The sequence below is a fragment of the Streptomyces monashensis genome, assembly GCF_001866665.1.
Lineage (GTDB): Bacteria > Actinomycetota > Actinomycetes > Streptomycetales > Streptomycetaceae > Streptomyces > Streptomyces monashensis.
Genome location: NZ_MLYO01000033.1, coordinates 120,620 through 134,985 on the forward strand (window position 1 = coordinate 120,620; position 14,366 = coordinate 134,985).

The 14,366-nt window shown below is 71.9% G+C and carries 16 protein-coding genes; 3 read left to right on the top strand and 13 right to left on the bottom strand.

The genetic code is table 11. The features are described 5' to 3' along the window. Nucleotides 1-26: 26 nt before the first annotated feature. The gene (locus BIV23_RS20270; protein WP_071382313.1) at nucleotides 27-431 is read left to right on the top strand and encodes a hypothetical protein; all 405 of its coding nucleotides are present in this window, start codon (nucleotides 27-29) and stop codon (nucleotides 429-431) included. Nucleotides 432-494: 63 nt separating this feature from the next. On the opposite strand, the gene der is transcribed toward BIV23_RS20270, so the two are convergent. The 5 genes from der to aroH all read right to left on the bottom strand — a co-directional run bounded on the left by der (nucleotide 495) and on the right by aroH (nucleotide 4,962). Next, nucleotides 495-1,988, bottom strand: coding sequence for a ribosome biogenesis GTPase Der (gene der / locus BIV23_RS20275; RefSeq protein WP_071375883.1), 1,494 nt, complete (start codon nucleotides 1,986-1,988; stop codon nucleotides 495-497). 78 nt (nucleotides 1,989-2,066) lie between these two features. Continuing rightward, the gene (locus BIV23_RS20280) at nucleotides 2,067-2,654 is read right to left on the bottom strand and encodes a lysophospholipid acyltransferase family protein (protein WP_071382349.1); all 588 of its coding nucleotides are present in this window, start codon (nucleotides 2,652-2,654) and stop codon (nucleotides 2,067-2,069) included. Between the two features lie 59 nt (nucleotides 2,655-2,713). Continuing rightward, on the bottom strand, nucleotides 2,714-3,409 hold the full coding sequence (gene cmk, locus BIV23_RS20285) for a (d)CMP kinase (protein ID WP_071382314.1): 696 nt from the start codon (nucleotides 3,407-3,409) through the stop codon (nucleotides 2,714-2,716). Nucleotides 3,410-3,511: 102 nt separating this feature from the next. After that, nucleotides 3,512-4,597 (bottom strand): prephenate dehydrogenase, encoded by a 1,086-nt coding sequence (locus BIV23_RS20290; RefSeq protein ID WP_071382315.1) that lies wholly within the window; start codon nucleotides 4,595-4,597, stop codon nucleotides 3,512-3,514. Beyond that, on the bottom strand, nucleotides 4,594-4,962 hold the full coding sequence (gene aroH / locus BIV23_RS20295; protein ID WP_071382316.1) for a chorismate mutase: 369 nt from the start codon (nucleotides 4,960-4,962) through the stop codon (nucleotides 4,594-4,596). Before aroH ends, BIV23_RS20290 begins: the two co-directional genes overlap by 4 nt. Before the next feature lie 144 nt (nucleotides 4,963-5,106). Between aroH and BIV23_RS20300 the strand changes: the two genes are divergently transcribed. Further along, nucleotides 5,107-5,502 carry a Rieske (2Fe-2S) protein gene (locus BIV23_RS20300; RefSeq protein ID WP_071382317.1) on the top strand — a complete coding sequence of 132 codons (396 nt, stop codon included), beginning with the start codon at nucleotides 5,107-5,109 and terminating at the stop codon, nucleotides 5,500-5,502. Between the two features lie 21 nt (nucleotides 5,503-5,523). Further along, on the top strand, nucleotides 5,524-6,216 hold the full coding sequence (locus tag BIV23_RS20305) for a nucleotidyltransferase domain-containing protein (protein WP_071382318.1): 693 nt from the start codon (nucleotides 5,524-5,526) through the stop codon (nucleotides 6,214-6,216). Nucleotides 6,217-6,443: 227 nt separating this feature from the next. On the opposite strand, the gene BIV23_RS20310 is transcribed toward BIV23_RS20305, so the two are convergent. The 8 genes from BIV23_RS20310 to ald form a co-directional block, all read right to left on the bottom strand. After that, nucleotides 6,444-7,190, bottom strand: coding sequence for a nucleotidyltransferase domain-containing protein (locus tag BIV23_RS20310; RefSeq protein ID WP_071382319.1), 747 nt, complete (start codon nucleotides 7,188-7,190; stop codon nucleotides 6,444-6,446). 4 nt (nucleotides 7,191-7,194) lie between these two features. Further along, nucleotides 7,195-7,932 carry an ADP-ribosylglycohydrolase family protein gene (locus BIV23_RS20315; protein ID WP_281250163.1) on the bottom strand — a complete coding sequence of 246 codons (738 nt, stop codon included), beginning with the start codon at nucleotides 7,930-7,932 and terminating at the stop codon, nucleotides 7,195-7,197. 86 nt (nucleotides 7,933-8,018) lie between these two features. Continuing rightward, nucleotides 8,019-9,095 (bottom strand): pseudouridine synthase, encoded by a 1,077-nt coding sequence (locus BIV23_RS20320; protein WP_071382320.1) that lies wholly within the window; start codon nucleotides 9,093-9,095, stop codon nucleotides 8,019-8,021. 12 nt (nucleotides 9,096-9,107) lie between these two features. Further along, on the bottom strand, nucleotides 9,108-9,758 hold the full coding sequence (scpB, locus tag BIV23_RS20325; protein WP_071382321.1) for an SMC-Scp complex subunit ScpB: 651 nt from the start codon (nucleotides 9,756-9,758) through the stop codon (nucleotides 9,108-9,110). After that, nucleotides 9,755-10,999 (bottom strand): segregation and condensation protein A, encoded by a 1,245-nt coding sequence (locus BIV23_RS20330; RefSeq protein ID WP_071382322.1) that lies wholly within the window; start codon nucleotides 10,997-10,999, stop codon nucleotides 9,755-9,757. The genes scpB and BIV23_RS20330 overlap by 4 nt, the downstream gene beginning before the upstream one ends. An 18-nt stretch (nucleotides 11,000-11,017) precedes the next feature. After that, entirely contained in the window at nucleotides 11,018-11,566 is a 549-nt protein-coding gene (locus tag BIV23_RS20335; protein ID WP_071382323.1) for a hypothetical protein, read from the bottom strand. Further along, a complete protein-coding gene (locus BIV23_RS20340) occupies nucleotides 11,551-12,684 on the bottom strand; it encodes a ParA family protein (protein WP_079173256.1) in 1,134 nt (377 codons plus the stop codon). Before BIV23_RS20340 ends, BIV23_RS20335 begins: the two co-directional genes overlap by 16 nt. 436 nt (nucleotides 12,685-13,120) lie before the next feature. Next, a complete protein-coding gene (gene ald / locus BIV23_RS20345; protein WP_177239973.1) occupies nucleotides 13,121-14,236 on the bottom strand; it encodes an alanine dehydrogenase in 1,116 nt (371 codons plus the stop codon). Nucleotides 14,237-14,366: the final 130 nt, after the last annotated feature.

Sequence of the window (14,366 nt, forward strand, 5' to 3'; positions counted from 1 at the left end):
TCAGGGTCCCGGTCGTTTGGACATACGTGCACGCATACGACACTCCTCCCCCTCGCCGAACCTCCTTCGTCTCCGTTCCGTCAGCCCGGCTGGCGCAGGACGGGGCCGTGGGGGGTTCGGCCACGCCCATCTACGACATGCTCTACGCGGAATGGGTCAAGTCCTTCCGCACGCTGCCGGGGGACCGCAGCGGGGAGGAGGGGCTGAGGTTCAGTCCCTTCGGTGAACTCCCAGGCGTGACAGGCTCGTACGGAGGCCCGCGGGCGGGGTCGTTCAGCAGCTCGTACAGCGCGTACAGCGCCGGGGCCTACAGCGCGCGACAGCAGTCGCAGTGGCAGCGGATCGGCACGATCGGGCGGCCCCACCCGCACGACACCGGGATGCACTACGTCGCCCCGGCCCTGCCGCCGGGACCGCGACAGGGCGCGTGAGGTACGGCGAGGGCGGCCCCCCGGCCTTCTCGGTCGGGGGGCCGCCCTCGTGCCGTACGGCGGTTACTTCTTCTTCTGGCCGCGCTTCTCGCGCACCCGCACCGAGATGTGGATCGGGGTGCCCTCGAAGCCGAACTCCTCGCGCAGTCGGCGCTCGATGAAGCGGCGGTAGCCCGCCTCGATGAAGCCGGAGGCGAAGAGGACGAAGCGCGGGGGCTTGGTGCCGGCCTGGGTGCCGAACAGGATGCGGGGCTGCTTGCCGCCGCGGACCGGGTGCGGGTGGGCCGAGACCAGCTCGCCGAGGAAGGCGTTCAGGCGGCCCGTGGGGACGCGGGTCTCCCAGCCGGCGAGGGCGGTCTCGATCGCCGGGACCAGCTTCTCCATGTGCCGGCCGGTGCGCGCCGAGACGTTCACGCGCGGGGCCCAGGCGACCTGGCCCAGCTCGGTCTCGATCTCGCGCTCCAGGTAGTAGCGGCGCTCCTCGTCGAGGGTGTCCCACTTGTTGAAGGCGAGGACGACCGCGCGGCCCGCCTCGACGGCCATGGTGACGATCCGCTGGTCCTGCACCGAGATGTTCTCGGCGGCGTCGATCAGGATGACCGCGACCTCGGCCTTCTCCACGGCGGCCGCCGTGCGCAGCGAGGCGTAGTAGTCGGCGCCCTGCTGGAGGTGGACGCGCTTGCGGATGCCGGCGGTGTCCACGAACTTCCAGGTGACGCCGCCGAGTTCGATCAGCTCGTCGACCGGGTCGCGGGTGGTGCCCGCCAGCTCGTTGACGACGACGCGCTCCTCGCCGGCGACCTTGTTCAGCAGCGAGGACTTGCCGACGTTCGGGCGGCCGATGAGCGCGATGCGGCGGGGGCCGCCGATCGCGGTGCCGAAGCTCTGCGCGGGCGCCTCGGGCAGCGCCTCCAGGACGGCGTCCAGCATGTCGCCGGTGCCCCGGCCGTGCAGCGCGGAGACGGGGTGCGGCTCGCCGAGGCCGAGGTTCCACAGGTAGGCCGCGTCGGCCTCGCCGCTCGGGCCGTCGACCTTGTTGGCGCACAGCACGACCGGCTTGCCGGCCTTGCGCAGCAGCCGGACGACCGCCTCGTCGGTGTCGGTCGCGCCGACCTTGGCGTCCACGACGAAGACGACCGCGTCGGCCGCCTCGATCGCGTACTCGGCCTGGGCGGCGACGGAGGCGTCGATGCCGAGGACGTCCTGCTCCCAGCCGCCGGTGTCGACGACCTTGAAGCGGCGGCCGGCCCACTCGGCCTCGTAGGTGACGCGGTCGCGGGTGACGCCGGGCTTGTCCTCGACGACGGCCTCGCGGCGGCCGATGATCCGGTTCACCAGGGTCGACTTGCCGACATTGGGACGGCCGACGACGGCGAGCACGGGCAGCGGGCCGTGGCCCGCCGCCTCGATGGCGCCCTCGACGTCCTCGATGTCGAAGCCCTCTTCCGCGGCGAGCTCCATGAACTCCGCGTACTCGGCGTCACCGAGAGCCCCGTGGTCGTACTCGTGCGCGTCCTCGTACGCGGCCGAGCCGTCGGGCTGGATGTCGTCGTTCATGAAGTCCGTACCTCGTCGTTCATTCGTGGTGATCGGTGGACCGGCCCAGCCTGGGCTGATCCACTACTCAAGTGTCGCTTAGCGCCCGGTCAGGCGCCTGGCGTTTTCCAGGTGGCTGGTGAGCTGCTTCTGGATGCGCTCGGTCGCCTCGTCCAGCGCCCTGCGCGTGCGCCGCCCGGTGCGGTCGCCCGCGTCGAAGGGGTCGCCGAAGACGACGTCGACACGGGAGCGCAGCGGGGGCAGCGCCTTTATCAACCGCCCCGGCTCCTCCGCGCTTCCCAGTACGGCGATGGGCACGATCGGCGCCCCGCTGCGTACGGCGAAGTAGGCGAGCCCGGCGCGCAGCGAGGCGAAGTCGCCCTCGCCCCGGGTGCCCTCCGGAAAGATGCCCAGCACGCCGCCGGCCTCCAGCACGCCGAGCGCGCGGGTGATGGCGGTGCGGTCGGCCGTGGTGCGGTCCACCTTCAGCTGGCCGATGCCGGTCAGGAAGGAGCCCAGCAGGCCGACGAACGCCTCCTGCTTGATCAGGAAGTGCGTCGGCCGGGGTGCCACGCCCATGACCATCGGGCCGTCGACGTTGTGGGAGTGGTTCACCGCGAAGATCACCGGACCGGTGGCCGGCACCTTCCAGGCGCCGAGCACCCGCGGCTTCCACAGCCCGTACATCAGGCCGACGCCGATGCGCCGCCCGACCTCGGCGCCCCTTGGGGAGGGAACCGGCTCGCTCACTTCCCGGCCCGCTTCTCCTCGACCAGGGTGACGACGCACTCGATGACCTGGGCGAGGGTCAGCTCGGTGGTGTCCACCTCGACCGCGTCGTCCGCCTTGGCGAGCGGCGAGGTCTTGCGGGAGGAGTCGGCCGCGTCCCGCTTGATCAGCGCCTCACGGGTGGCGTGGACGTCGGCGCCCTTCAGCTCGCCGCTGCGGCGGGCCGCACGGGCCTCCGGGGAGGCGGTGAGGAAGATCTTCAGGTCGGCGTCGGGCAGGACGGTCGTACCGATGTCCCGGCCCTCGACGACGATGCCCCGCTCCGCGCCGGCGGCGATCGAGCGCTGGAGCTCGGTGATCAGGGTGCGCACCTCGGGCACCGCGCTGACCGCGCTGACCCTGGAGGTGACCTCCTGGGTGCGGATCGGACCGGCCACGTCCACGCCGTCGACCGTGATGGTCGGCTTGTCCGGGTCGGTGCCGGAGACGATCTCCGGCTTGCCGGCCACGGCGGCGATGGCGGTCGGGTCCTCCAGGTCGATGCCGTTGGTCACCATCCACCAGGTGATCGCCCGGTACTGGGCGCCGGTGTCCAGGTAGCTCAGGCCGAGCTGGGCGGCCACGGCCTTCGACGTGCTCGACTTGCCCGTGCCGGAGGGCCCGTCGATCGCGACGATCACGGGCTTGGCGGTCGGGGCGGCGCCGTTTTCCACGGAGGGACACCTTCCTGGTGCGGTGTGGGCGGGGTGCGGGGAGCGAGTGCGCCCTGCACAAGGTTACTGGGTGCGGGTCACTCGTCCGGACGCGTGCGCCCGCTACTGCCGCAGCGCCCAGCCGCGCTCCCGCAGCGCGGCGCTCAGCACCGGTACCGCCTTGGGCTCCACCATCAGCTGCACCAGACCGGCCTGCTGACCCGTCGCGTGCTCGATGCGGACGTCCTCGATGTTGACCCCGGCCGCTCCCGCGTCGGCGAAGATCCGGGCCAGCTGGCCCGGCTGGTCGTCGATCAGGACCGCCACGACCTCGTAGGCCCGCGGCGCGGACCCGTGCTTGCCGGGCACCCGCACCCGGCCGGCGTTGCCGCGGCGCAGCACGTCCTCGATGCCGGCGGTGCCCTCGTGCCGCTTGGCGTCGTCGGAGGACTGGAGGGCGCGCAGGGCCTCGACGGTCTCGTCCAGGTCGGCGGCGACGTCGGAGAGCAGGTCGGCGACCGGGCCGGGGTTGGCGGACAGGATGTCGATCCACATGCCCGGGTCGGAGGCGGCGATCCGGGTCACGTCCCGGATGCCCTGCCCGCACAGCCGTACGGCGGCCTCCTCGGCGTGCTCCAGGCGGGCGGCGACCATGCTGGACACCAGCTGGGGCATGTGGGAGACGAGGGCGACGGCGCGGTCGTGGGCGACGGCGTCCATGACGACCGGCACGGCCCGGCAGTGCGAGACCAGCTCCAGGGCGAGGTTCAGCACCTCGGTGTCGGTGTCCCGGGTCGGGGTGAGCACCCAGGGGCGGCCCTCGAAGAGGTCGGCGGTCGCGGCCAGCGGGCCCGACTTCTCCCGGCCGGACATGGGGTGGCTGCCGAGGTACGTCGACAGGTCCAGGCCGAGCGCCTCCAGCTCGCGGCGGGGGGCGCCCTTGACGCTGGCCACGTCGAGGTAGCCGCGGGCCACGCCGCGGCGCATGGCGTCGGCGAGCACGCCGGCGACGTGCGCGGGCGGTGCGGCGACGATCGCGAGGTCGACCGGGCCGTCGGGGGCCTCGTCGCTGCCGGCGCCCAGCGCGGCGGCCGTACGGGCCTGCCCGGGGTCGTGGTCGGCGAGGTGGACGGTGACGCCGCGCCGGGTGAGGGCCAGGGCGGCGGAGGTACCGATGAGGCCGGTGCCGATGACGAGTGCGGTTCTCACTGGGCGATGTCCTTGCGCAGGGCGGCCGCGGCACCGAGGTAGACGTGCGCGATGGCGGCGCGCGGCTTGTCGGACTCGACGTGGGCGAGGACCCGGACGACCCGGGGCATGGCACCCGCGACGTCCAGTTCCTGGGCGCAGATCAGGGGTACGTCGGCGAAGTGGCTGCCGAGCCCCCGGGCGGCGGCGGCCGGGAAGTCGCTGTGCAGGTCGGGGGTGGCCGTGAACCAGATGCTGATCAGGTCGTCGGCGGTCAGTTCGTTGCGCTCCAGGATGGCGGTGAGCAGGGCTGCGACCTGCTCGTCCATGTGCGCGGCCTCGTCCCGGTCCAGTTGGACGGCCCCACGGACCGCTCGTACCGCCACGGCGCTGCTCCTTGCTGACATGCGGATTGTTGTTGGTCCGTCCAGCGTAGTCAGCCGGGGCGGGCCGGGCGCGCGGCGCTCGATCACTGAGACGATGCGAAGCGTCCGGGACATCCCGGTTTCGACGTCGGTACGGAGGGCGGCATGGCCGAGGGCACGAAGCGGCGCACGGTTCTGGTGACGGGGGCGGCGGTACTGGCCGTACCCCTCGCGGCCTGCGGCGGCAACAAGTCCGGCAGCAACGAGAGCAGCGGCCGCACGCTGGGCGACACCGGCGAGATCCCGGAGGGCGGCGGCAAGGTCTTCAAGGATCAGAAGGTCGTCGTCACACAGCCGGCCAAGGGCGACTTCAAGGCCTTCTCCGCGATCTGCACGCACGAGGGCTGCACGGTGAGCCGGGTCGCCGACGGCACCATCGACTGCCCGTGCCACGGCAGCAGGTTCCACATCGCCGACGGCTCGGTGGCCCACGGCCCCGCGAAGAGGCCCCTGCCGCCGAAGTCGATCAAGGTGAAGGGAAATTCGATCCAGCTGGCGTGAGGGCCCGCGTACGCTCCGGGCATGCGGCCCACCGACCTCGTTCGCGAGCACACGATCTACGCCTGTGTGATGGGTTCCCGCGCCTTCGGCCTGGCCACGGACGCGAGCGACACCGACCGGCGCGGGGTGTTCCTGGCACCCACTCCCCTGTTCTGGCGGTTCGAGAAGCCGCCGACGCATGTCGAGGGGCCGGGCGAGGAGCAGTTCTCCTGGGAGCTGGAGCGGTTCTGCGAGCTGGCGCTGCGCGGCAACCCGAACATCCTGGAGTGCCTGCACTCCCCGCTGGTGGAGCACGTGGACGACACCGGCCGGGAGCTGCTGTCGCTGCGCGGCGCCTTCCTGTCCCGCCGGACGTACGACACCTTCACGCGCTACGCCCTCGGCCAGCGCAGGAAGCTCGACGCCGACGTGCGCACGACGGGTGCCCCGCGCTGGAAGCACGCCATGCATCTGCTGCGGCTGCTGACGAGCGCGCGGGACCTGCTGCGCACCGGCGAGCTGCGCATCGACGTGGGCGAGCAGCGCGAGCCGCTGCTCGCGGTCAGGCGCGGCGAGGTCTCCTGGCCACAGGTCGAGGCCCGGATGGCCCGGCTGGCGGCGGAGACGGAAGAGGCCCTGCACCGCACACCGCTGCCGCCGGAGCCGGACGGCGCCCGGGTGTCCGACTTCCTGTTCCGCACCCGCCGCGCCTCCGCACTCGCCGGACGGCCCTAGGCCTGTCGTCACACTCCCGCCTGCCCCGCGACGCCATGCACGCTCCCCCAGCCTTCGGCCGGGGGTGCCCCCACGCGCCGCACCGGGCCCCGGCCCAAGTACATCCAGTACGGGGGCCAAGGCCCGGCACGCCGACAGCACGCACCTGACGCCGCGAGGCCCGCCCTCCGGGCGGACGGCGGGAGTCTGACGACAGGACCCAGCCGCCGGACCGCCCCGCAGAGTCGTCAGTTCTCCAGCCGGACGCGGACCACGAAGTCGTGCAGGGCGTCGTGGGCGCCGTGCGCGTCCGGGAGGACCGAGGCGGCCTGGGCCTCGTCGAGGACGGCGTGCAGCCGCTCCACATCGGCCTCCACGCGCGCGTGCACGAGGCCCTCGGCCTTCCCGTGCTCCCGTTCCCGCTTGGCGGCTATCAGCTCGGGCAGATAGCCGGGCGCGTCGATCTCGTCCAGCAGGGTGGGCAGATGGGCCTGGACCCGGCCGCTGCGCATGAGGTGGATGCCGGTGAGCAGCACCCGGAACGTGTAGAGCAGCGGCTTGAGTTCGCCGGTCTTCTCGAACAGCCGCCACTGGGTCACCGCGAACCCCCGGTAGTGGTGGGCGTGGTGGCTGGTGAGGACGGCGGGCGCCAGCGCGGCCAGCTCCCGGTGCGTGTCACCGGTGTGCACGACCAGGGACGAGAGCAGCTGCTCCAGCACATAGCCGTTGCGGCGGAGCATCAGCCGTACGAACTTGCGCAGGTCGTGGGTGACAAGATCCAGCTCGACGCCGTAGCGCACCCAGGCCCGCGAGCGGGTCTCCTCCGGCTCGCGCAGGCCGACGAGGTCGGCGACGGGGAGCAGATGGACGCCGCGCAGGTCCACGTCGGAGTCCTGCGAGGGGAAGCCGTAGAGATGGGCTCCGGAGACGGTCGCGAACAGCAGCGGGTCGGGCTGTTCCGCGACCACGGGCGCGAGGTCGAGGTCTTCGATCATGGACTCAAGCGTCCCAGAGCGTCCCCGGCGCCAACAGGTCGCCCCGGTACTCGATCCGCCCGGTCCGGTCGGCGGACCGGGCGTCCGCGCCCGGCCACGCGCCCGCGAAGGCGCCGGTGAGACAGGCGATGGAGTCGGAGTCACCGGCGGTGCAGGCGGCCCGGCGCAGGGCGGTGACGGGCTCGTCGGGGAAGAGCGGGAAGCACAGCAGCCCGGTGGCGAGGGCTTCCTCGGCGATCCGGCCCTCGCCGCCGGCCTGGCACGGGTCGGTCGCCGGGGAGACGGTCCGCACGGCTTCCTGGAGCCGGTCGAGAACGGCGAGGCACTCGTCCCGGCCGCGTGCGACGAAGTGCTCGGGGCTCGGGTCCTGGGAGCGGGTCCACAGGTCGTCGAGCCAGGTGTGGTGGTACCGCGTGCGGTGGTCGACGGCGTACGCGCGCAGCTGTCCGACGAGTCCGGCCGGGTCGGTGTCCGCGGCCGGCAGGCGGACGGCGTGGGCGGTGGGGTGGGAGGCGGCGAGCACGGACTGCAACGGGGCGGCGCCTGCGCGCTGTTCGTCGCGCAGGCCGGGGACGAGCCCGATCGGGGCGACGCGCAGGGTGGCGCCGTAGCCCTTGGAGCCGGCCTGGCCGGCGTCCTGCCGGCGCGGGCCCTCCTCCTTGCGCAGCCGGCGGGCGGTCAGGCGGGTGTCAGCCGAGGGCGTCCCCGAGGGCGAGGCCGAGCAGCGCTCCGGTTGCGGCACGTTCGGACACACGATCACCGCCCCCACTTATCGTCACCATGACAAAGTGGGGGCGGTGATCACTGCACGGCGTTTGCGGGGCCGGCCTAGAGGTCGACTTCCTTCATCAGCATCCCGACCTCGGTGTTGGACAGCCGGCGCAGCCAGCCCGACTTCTGGTCGCCCAGGGTGATCGGGCCGAAGGCGGTGCGCACGAGCTTCTCGACCGGGAAGCCGGCCTCGGCCAGCATGCGGCGCACGATGTGCTTGCGGCCCTCGTGCAGGACGACCTCGACCAGGTAGTTCTTGCCGGTCTGCTCCACGACCCGGAAGTGGTCCGCGCGCGCGTAGCCGTCCTCCAGCTGGATGCCGTCCTTCAGGCGCTTGCCCAGGTCGCGCGGGATCGGACCCACGATGGCGGCGAGGTAGGTCTTCTTCACGCCGTACTTCGGGTGCGTGAGACGGTGCGCCAGCTCGCCGTGGTTGGTGAGCAGGATGACGCCCTCGGTCTCGGTGTCCAGCCGGCCGACGTGGAAGAGCCGCGTCTCACGGTTGGTGACGTAGTCCCCCAGGCACTGGCGCCCCTCCGGGTCCTCCATGGTGGAGACGACACCGGCGGGCTTGTTCAGCGAGAAGAACTGGTACGACTGCGTCGCGACCGTCAGGCCGTCGACCCTGACCTCGTCCTTCTCGGGATCGACCCGCTTGCCCTGCTCCAGCACGATCTCGCCGTTGACCTCGACGCGCGCCTGCTCGATCAGCTCCTCGCAGGCCCGGCGGGAGCCGTAGCCCGCGCGCGCGAGGACCTTCTGCAGCCGCTCGCCCTCCTGCTCGGCGCCCGGGAAGGTCTTGGGCGGCTTGACGTCCTTCTTGCCCGCGTACCGCTCGCGGTTGCGCTCCTCGGCCCGCGCCTCGTACTCGCGGGAGCTGCCGGGCGCCGTACGGCCGCGCTGCGGCTGGGCCTTCCTCGGGCCGCCCTTGGCACCGCCGCGGGCCGCTCCGCCGCGCCCGGACTTGGGGCCCTCCTGGGAGGCGCCGGGGCCCACGTCGTAGCGGCGCTCCTCGGGGCGGGGCTTGCGGGGACGGCCCTGCCCCTGCCGCTCGTCCCGGTTGTTGCCGGCGCCGCGGTAGTTACCGCGCCCGCCGCTCTTGCCGCTACCGCTGCCGCTGCCGCTGCTTCGCATCAAAGTTCCGTCTTAGTCGTCTGCGTCCTGACCGCCGGGCGCGTCGGGCGCGTCCGGGTCGAACGACGGGACTCCCTCCTGGGTCTCCGCCTCGATCGCCTCCGCCTCCGGGAGGAAGGGCGCGAGTTCCGGAAGCTCGTCCAGGCCGCGCAGGCCCATCCGCTCCAGGAAGTAGTTCGTCGTCCTGTACAGGATCGCACCTGTTTCGGGTTCCGCGCCCGCCTCCTCGACCAGACCGCGCTGGAGCAGGGTGCGCATCACGCCGTCGCAGTTGACCCCGCGCACGGCGGAGACGCGACTGCGGCTGACCGGCTGGCGGTAGGCGACGACCGCGAGGGTCTCCAGCGCCGCCTGGGTGAGCCGGGCGGTCTGGCCGTCCAGGACGAGCCGCTCGACGGCCGGCGCGTACTCCGCGCGCGTGGAGAAGCGCCAGCCGCCCGCGACGAACCGCAGCTCGAAGCCGCGGCCCTGGACGGCGTACTCGTCGGCCAGCTCCCGGAGCGCGTCGGCGATCTGCCGTCTCGGCCGTTCCAGCAGCCTCGCCAGGTGCTCCTCGGTCGCGGGCTCGTCCACGACCATGAGCATGGCCTCCAGGGCGGGCTTGAGGCCGAGGTCGGCGACGGTCCGCAGCCCGGCCGGGACCTCGGCGGTCTCCTCGCTCATGCCTTCATCTCCTCCTCGGGCGGCTCGGGCCGCTCGTCCCTGGGCGCCTCGGGCGGCCGGTCGAACTCGTCGGTGACCACCGGCGCCGTGTCCGTGTCCCCGCCGGTCCAGCGCACGAGCAGCTCTCCGAGCGCCGCCTCCTGCTCCAGGGCGACGGCCTTCTCGCGGTACAGCTCCAGCAGGGCGAGGAACCGGGCGACGACGGTGAGGGTGTCGTCGGTGTCCTCCACCAGGGCCCGGAAGCTGGCCTCGCCCAGCTCCCGCAGCCGGGCGACCACGATCCCGGCCTGCTCCTGCACGCTGACCAGCGGGGCGTGGATGTGGTCGACGTAGACCTGCGGTTTGGGCCTCGGCTGCATCGCCTTGACCGCGAGCCTGGCGAAGCCCTCGGGGCCGATGCTGATGACGACCTCGGGCAGCAGCTCGGCGTACTGGGGCTCCAGGCCGACGGTACGGGGGTACCGGCGGGCCTCCTCGTCCAGGCGCGCGTTGAAGATGTCCGCGATCTGCTTGTAGGCGCGGTACTGGAGCAGCCGCGCGAACAGCAGGTCCCGGGCCTCCAGCAGCGCCAGGTCGCCCTCGTCCTCGACCTCGGCGGCGGGCAGCAGCCGGGCCGCCTTCAGATCGAGCAGCGTGGCCGCCACGACGAGGAACTCGGTCGTCTGGTCCAGGTCCCAGTCCGGCCCCATGGCGCGGATGTGCGCCATGAACTCGTCGGTGACCTTCGACAGGGCGACCTCGGTGACGTCCAGCTTGTGCTTGGAGATCAGCTGGAGGAGCAGGTCGAAGGGACCCTCGAAGTTGGCGAGGCGGACCTTGAAGACGCCGTCGGAGACGGGCTCGGGCTCCGGCCCGGCGTCGACACCTGCCTCGGGCTCGGTCCCTGCCCGGGGTTCGGGACCGGTACCCGGCCCCGGCGCATCGGGCGTTCGCCGTCCCGGGTCTGCCGCCTTGGGGCCTCCCGCCCCCGTGTGGGGTTCCGCGACGGGCTGCGGCCCCGGCTCGGGCGTCCCGGTCGTCCCGGTCGTCTCGGGCGTCTCCGGTGGGGAAGTCGGCGGTGCGGCGGCCTGTACCGAAGTGTCCGGGCAGGTGTCCGGGTCGTCCTCCGTCGGTGCCGCGATCGGCTCGGCGTACCCGGCCGGTGCGACCGGCGCGGCACCCGGCCCGCGTCCCAGCACGCGCCGCCGCCCGGCAGCCGGGCCGGAGGCGGACGCGGAGGCGGGAACGTCGTTCGAGGTCATAGCCCCCGCAGGCTACCCCTACCGGCCTCGCAGCCGGCGTACGAGGATGCTCGCGTCCCCGCGGGATTCCAGGTCGGCCAGGACCACGGCCACCGCCTCGCGGACGATGCGCCCGCGGTCCACCGCCAGCCCGTGTTCGCCGCGGAGCACCAGGCGGGCGTGTTCCAGGTCCATCAGTTCCTCGGCGGACACGTACACCGTGATCTTCTCGTCGTGCCGCTCGCGCCCGCTGGGCCGCCGGTTCGCCGCCCGCCCCCGCTTGCGCTGCTGGGCGTCGGCAGAACCTTCCTGCGGCGCCTGGCGTCGCGCCGGCCGGGTGCGGGACTCGCCGGACTCGCCCCGTTCGGCCTCCGCCGCCACGTGCTCCGCGCCCTCGCCGTCACCGCCCTGGACCGGCACCGACTGCGGTGCGTCCTCGGCGGCGGCGACGTCGTCGCTCTCCTGCGCGGGGGACGGCACCCGGGCCTCACCGTTCGCTGGGCGGCGGGGGGTCGACGGCTGGAGCGCCATCCCCCCGGTCGTACGGAAGAGTTCGTCGGCCCCGGGCAGACTCACTCGGCGTGACACCGGGCGAGCACCTCCCTGGCGAGCTGGCGATAGGCGGCGGCACCGACGGAGTTGGAGGCGTAGGTGGTGATCGGCTCCCCGGCGACCGTGGTCTCCGGGAAGCGGACCGTGCGGCCGATGACCGTGTGGTAGACGTGGTCGTCGAACGCCTCGACCACCCGGGCCAGGACCTCGCGGCTGTGGACCGTGCGCGAGTCGTACATCGTGGCGAGGATGCCGTCCAGCTCCAGGTCGGGGTTGAGCCGCTCCTGGACCTTCTCGATGGTCTCGGTCAGCAGGGCCACACCGCGCAGGGCGAAGAACTCGCACTCCAGCGGCACGATCACCTTGTGAGCGGCCGTCAGGGCGTTCACGGTGAGCAGGCCGAGCGAGGGCTGGCAGTCGATCACGATGTAGTCGTAGTCGTCCATCAGCGGCTTCAGGGCGCGCTGGAGCGTCGACTCGCGGGCGACCTCGGAGACCAGCTGGACCTCGGCGGCCGACAGGTCGATGTTGGAGGGCAGCAGGTCCATGTTGGGGACCGCCGTCTTCAGCAGGACCTCGTCCGCCGACATGCCCCGCTCCATGAGCAGGTTGTAGACGGTCAGGTCCAGCTCCATCGGATTGACGCCGAGTCCCACCGACAGCGCGCCCTGCGGGTCGAAGTCCACGAGCAGCACGCGCCGGCCGTACTCCGCGAGCGCGGCACCCAGGTTGATGGTCGACGTCGTCTTGCCGACGCCGCCCTTCTGGTTGCACATCGCGATGATCTTCGCGGGGCCGTGGTCGGTCAGCGGGCCCGGGATCGGGAAGTACGGCAGCGGGCGTCCGGTCGGACCGACGCGCTCACGGCGCTGGCGGGCCGCGTCGGGCGCGAGCGTGGCCGCGTACTCCGGATCGGGCTCGTACTCGGCGTCGGGGTCGTAGAAGTGCCCCTCGGGCAGTTCGTCGTAGTCGGCGAAGTGGTTGTGGGGCGCGCCACTTCCGTCGCCGGCCATGGCGTTCACGTGATGGCCATCCATGCTCTGGTGTGCTGTCCGGATCACCTGCGGAACCGGACTCTGGTGGGCTGAGAAGGTGCGCACTGCGACGGAGCCGACAGCCTCGAATCCCGTGGGCCCCTGGCCCTGTGCCGGCATTCCTGGTTGACCACCCCCGGGAGAAAATGTCGACTCATTCACAAGTCGTCTTACCTCCTTGGTGACCAGGGAACTTCTAGACAAGGTCAGCGTGGCACCATGCCGACGGTTGGCGACTCTATGGCGTGTCGGCGGTCCGCAGCAACACAATCCGCCGGACCCGGCACGATGTGTCGGCAATGAAACATCTCGCTGTCAAGGGCGTACGGCCGTCGCACAGCAGGTTTCACCGGTGTACGAATCGGTCGAAGGGTTACGTTCGAGGCGAGTTGACCGAGAGTCGCAAAGTGACCATACACACATCCGGCCGGACCTTGTCGGGCAAGGTCCGGCCGGGTGCGCGCTGTTGACGAGACGTGTTGACGAATCGCCTTTTACCTCCTGGTGACTTAGCGACTCACCAGGTCACCAGGGGTCGGTCGGGGTACGGTCGGGCTCAGCCGAGCAGGGACTCCAGCTCCACGTGCTCCAGACCGTGGGCCTCGGCGACCTCCTTGTAAACGACCTTGCCGTCATGGGTGTTGAGTCCCTTGGCGAGCGCGGCGTCGCGGCGCAGCGCCTCGACCCAGCCGTTGTTCGCGAGCGAGACGATGTACGGCAGCGTCGCGTTGGTGAGGGCGTTGGTGGAGGTGTTGGGCACCGCGCCGGGCATGTTGGCGACGCAGTAGAAGACCGAGTTGTGCACCTTGAAGGTGGGCTCGGCGTGGGTCGTCGCGTGGGAGTCCTCGAAGCAGCCGCCCTGGTCGATCGCGATGTCGACAAGAACACTTCCGGGCTTCATGCGGGCCACCAGCTCGTTGGTGACGAGCTTCGGGGCCTTGGCGCCCGGGATGAGGACGGCGCCGATGACGAGGTCGGCGTCCAGGACCGCCTTCTCCAGCTCGAAGGCGTTGGACATGATCGCCTTCACCTTGGTGCCGAAGACCTTGTCGGCCTCGCGCAGCTTGTTGATGTCGCGGTCGAGCAGGGTCACGTCGAAGCCCATGCCGACGGCGACCTGCGTGGCGTTCCAGCCGGAGACACCGCCGCCGATGACGACGGCCTTGGCCGGGGTCACGCCCGGGACGCCGCCGGGGAGCACACCGCGGCCGCCGTTCGGGGCCATCAGGTGGTAGGCGCCGACCTGCGGGGACAGGCGGCCCGCGACCTCGGACATCGGGGCGAGCAGCGGCAGCGCGCGGTTCGGCAGCTCGACGGTCTCGTAGGCGATGGCCGTGGTGCCGGACTCGACGAGCGCGTCCGTGCACTCCTTGGAGGCGGCCAGGTGCAGGTAGGTGAAGAGGATCTGGTCCTTGCGCAGGCGGTGGTACTCCTCCGCGATGGGCTCCTTGACCTTCAGCAGCAGGTCGGCGGTGGCCCAGACCTCGTCGGCGGTGTCGAGGATCGTGGCGCCGGCGGAGACGTACTCCTCGTCCGTGATCGAGGAGCCGAGGCCGGCGCTCCGCTCGACGACGACCTGGTGGCCATTGCGCACCAGCTCGTGCACACCGGCGGGGGTGATGGCCACCCGGAACTCGTTGTTCTTGACCTCGCGGGGGATGCCGACCTTCACGTCGATCACGGTCCTTGGCTCAGAGGGTATGGGGGCATTGCAAGACATACCCAGGCATGCGGGGGCACACCGGGAGACACCGCAGGAGAACGTGCGGCAGAGCCAGTTTAATGAAGGTGTTCTGCGTGTC

Excerpts from the sequence above, each read along its gene's own strand:
- der (WP_071375883.1), bottom strand. The coding sequence starts at position 1,988 with ATGAACGACGACATCCAGCCCGACGGCTCGGCCGCGTACGAGGACGCG.
- BIV23_RS20280 (WP_071382349.1), bottom strand. The coding sequence starts at position 2,654 with ATGTACGGGCTGTGGAAGCCGCGGGTGCTCGGCGCCTGGAAGGTGCCG.
- BIV23_RS20300 (WP_071382317.1), top strand. The coding sequence starts at position 5,107 with ATGGCCGAGGGCACGAAGCGGCGCACGGTTCTGGTGACGGGGGCGGCG.
- BIV23_RS20305 (WP_071382318.1), top strand. The coding sequence starts at position 5,524 with ATGCGGCCCACCGACCTCGTTCGCGAGCACACGATCTACGCCTGTGTG.
- BIV23_RS20310 (WP_071382319.1), bottom strand. The coding sequence starts at position 7,190 with ATGATCGAAGACCTCGACCTCGCGCCCGTGGTCGCGGAACAGCCCGAC.
- BIV23_RS20320 (WP_071382320.1), bottom strand. The coding sequence starts at position 9,095 with ATGCGAAGCAGCGGCAGCGGCAGCGGTAGCGGCAAGAGCGGCGGGCGC.
- scpB (WP_071382321.1), bottom strand. The coding sequence starts at position 9,758 with ATGAGCGAGGAGACCGCCGAGGTCCCGGCCGGGCTGCGGACCGTCGCC.
- BIV23_RS20330 (WP_071382322.1), bottom strand. The coding sequence starts at position 10,999 with ATGACCTCGAACGACGTTCCCGCCTCCGCGTCCGCCTCCGGCCCGGCT.
- BIV23_RS20340 (WP_079173256.1), bottom strand. The coding sequence starts at position 12,684 with ATGCCGGCACAGGGCCAGGGGCCCACGGGATTCGAGGCTGTCGGCTCC.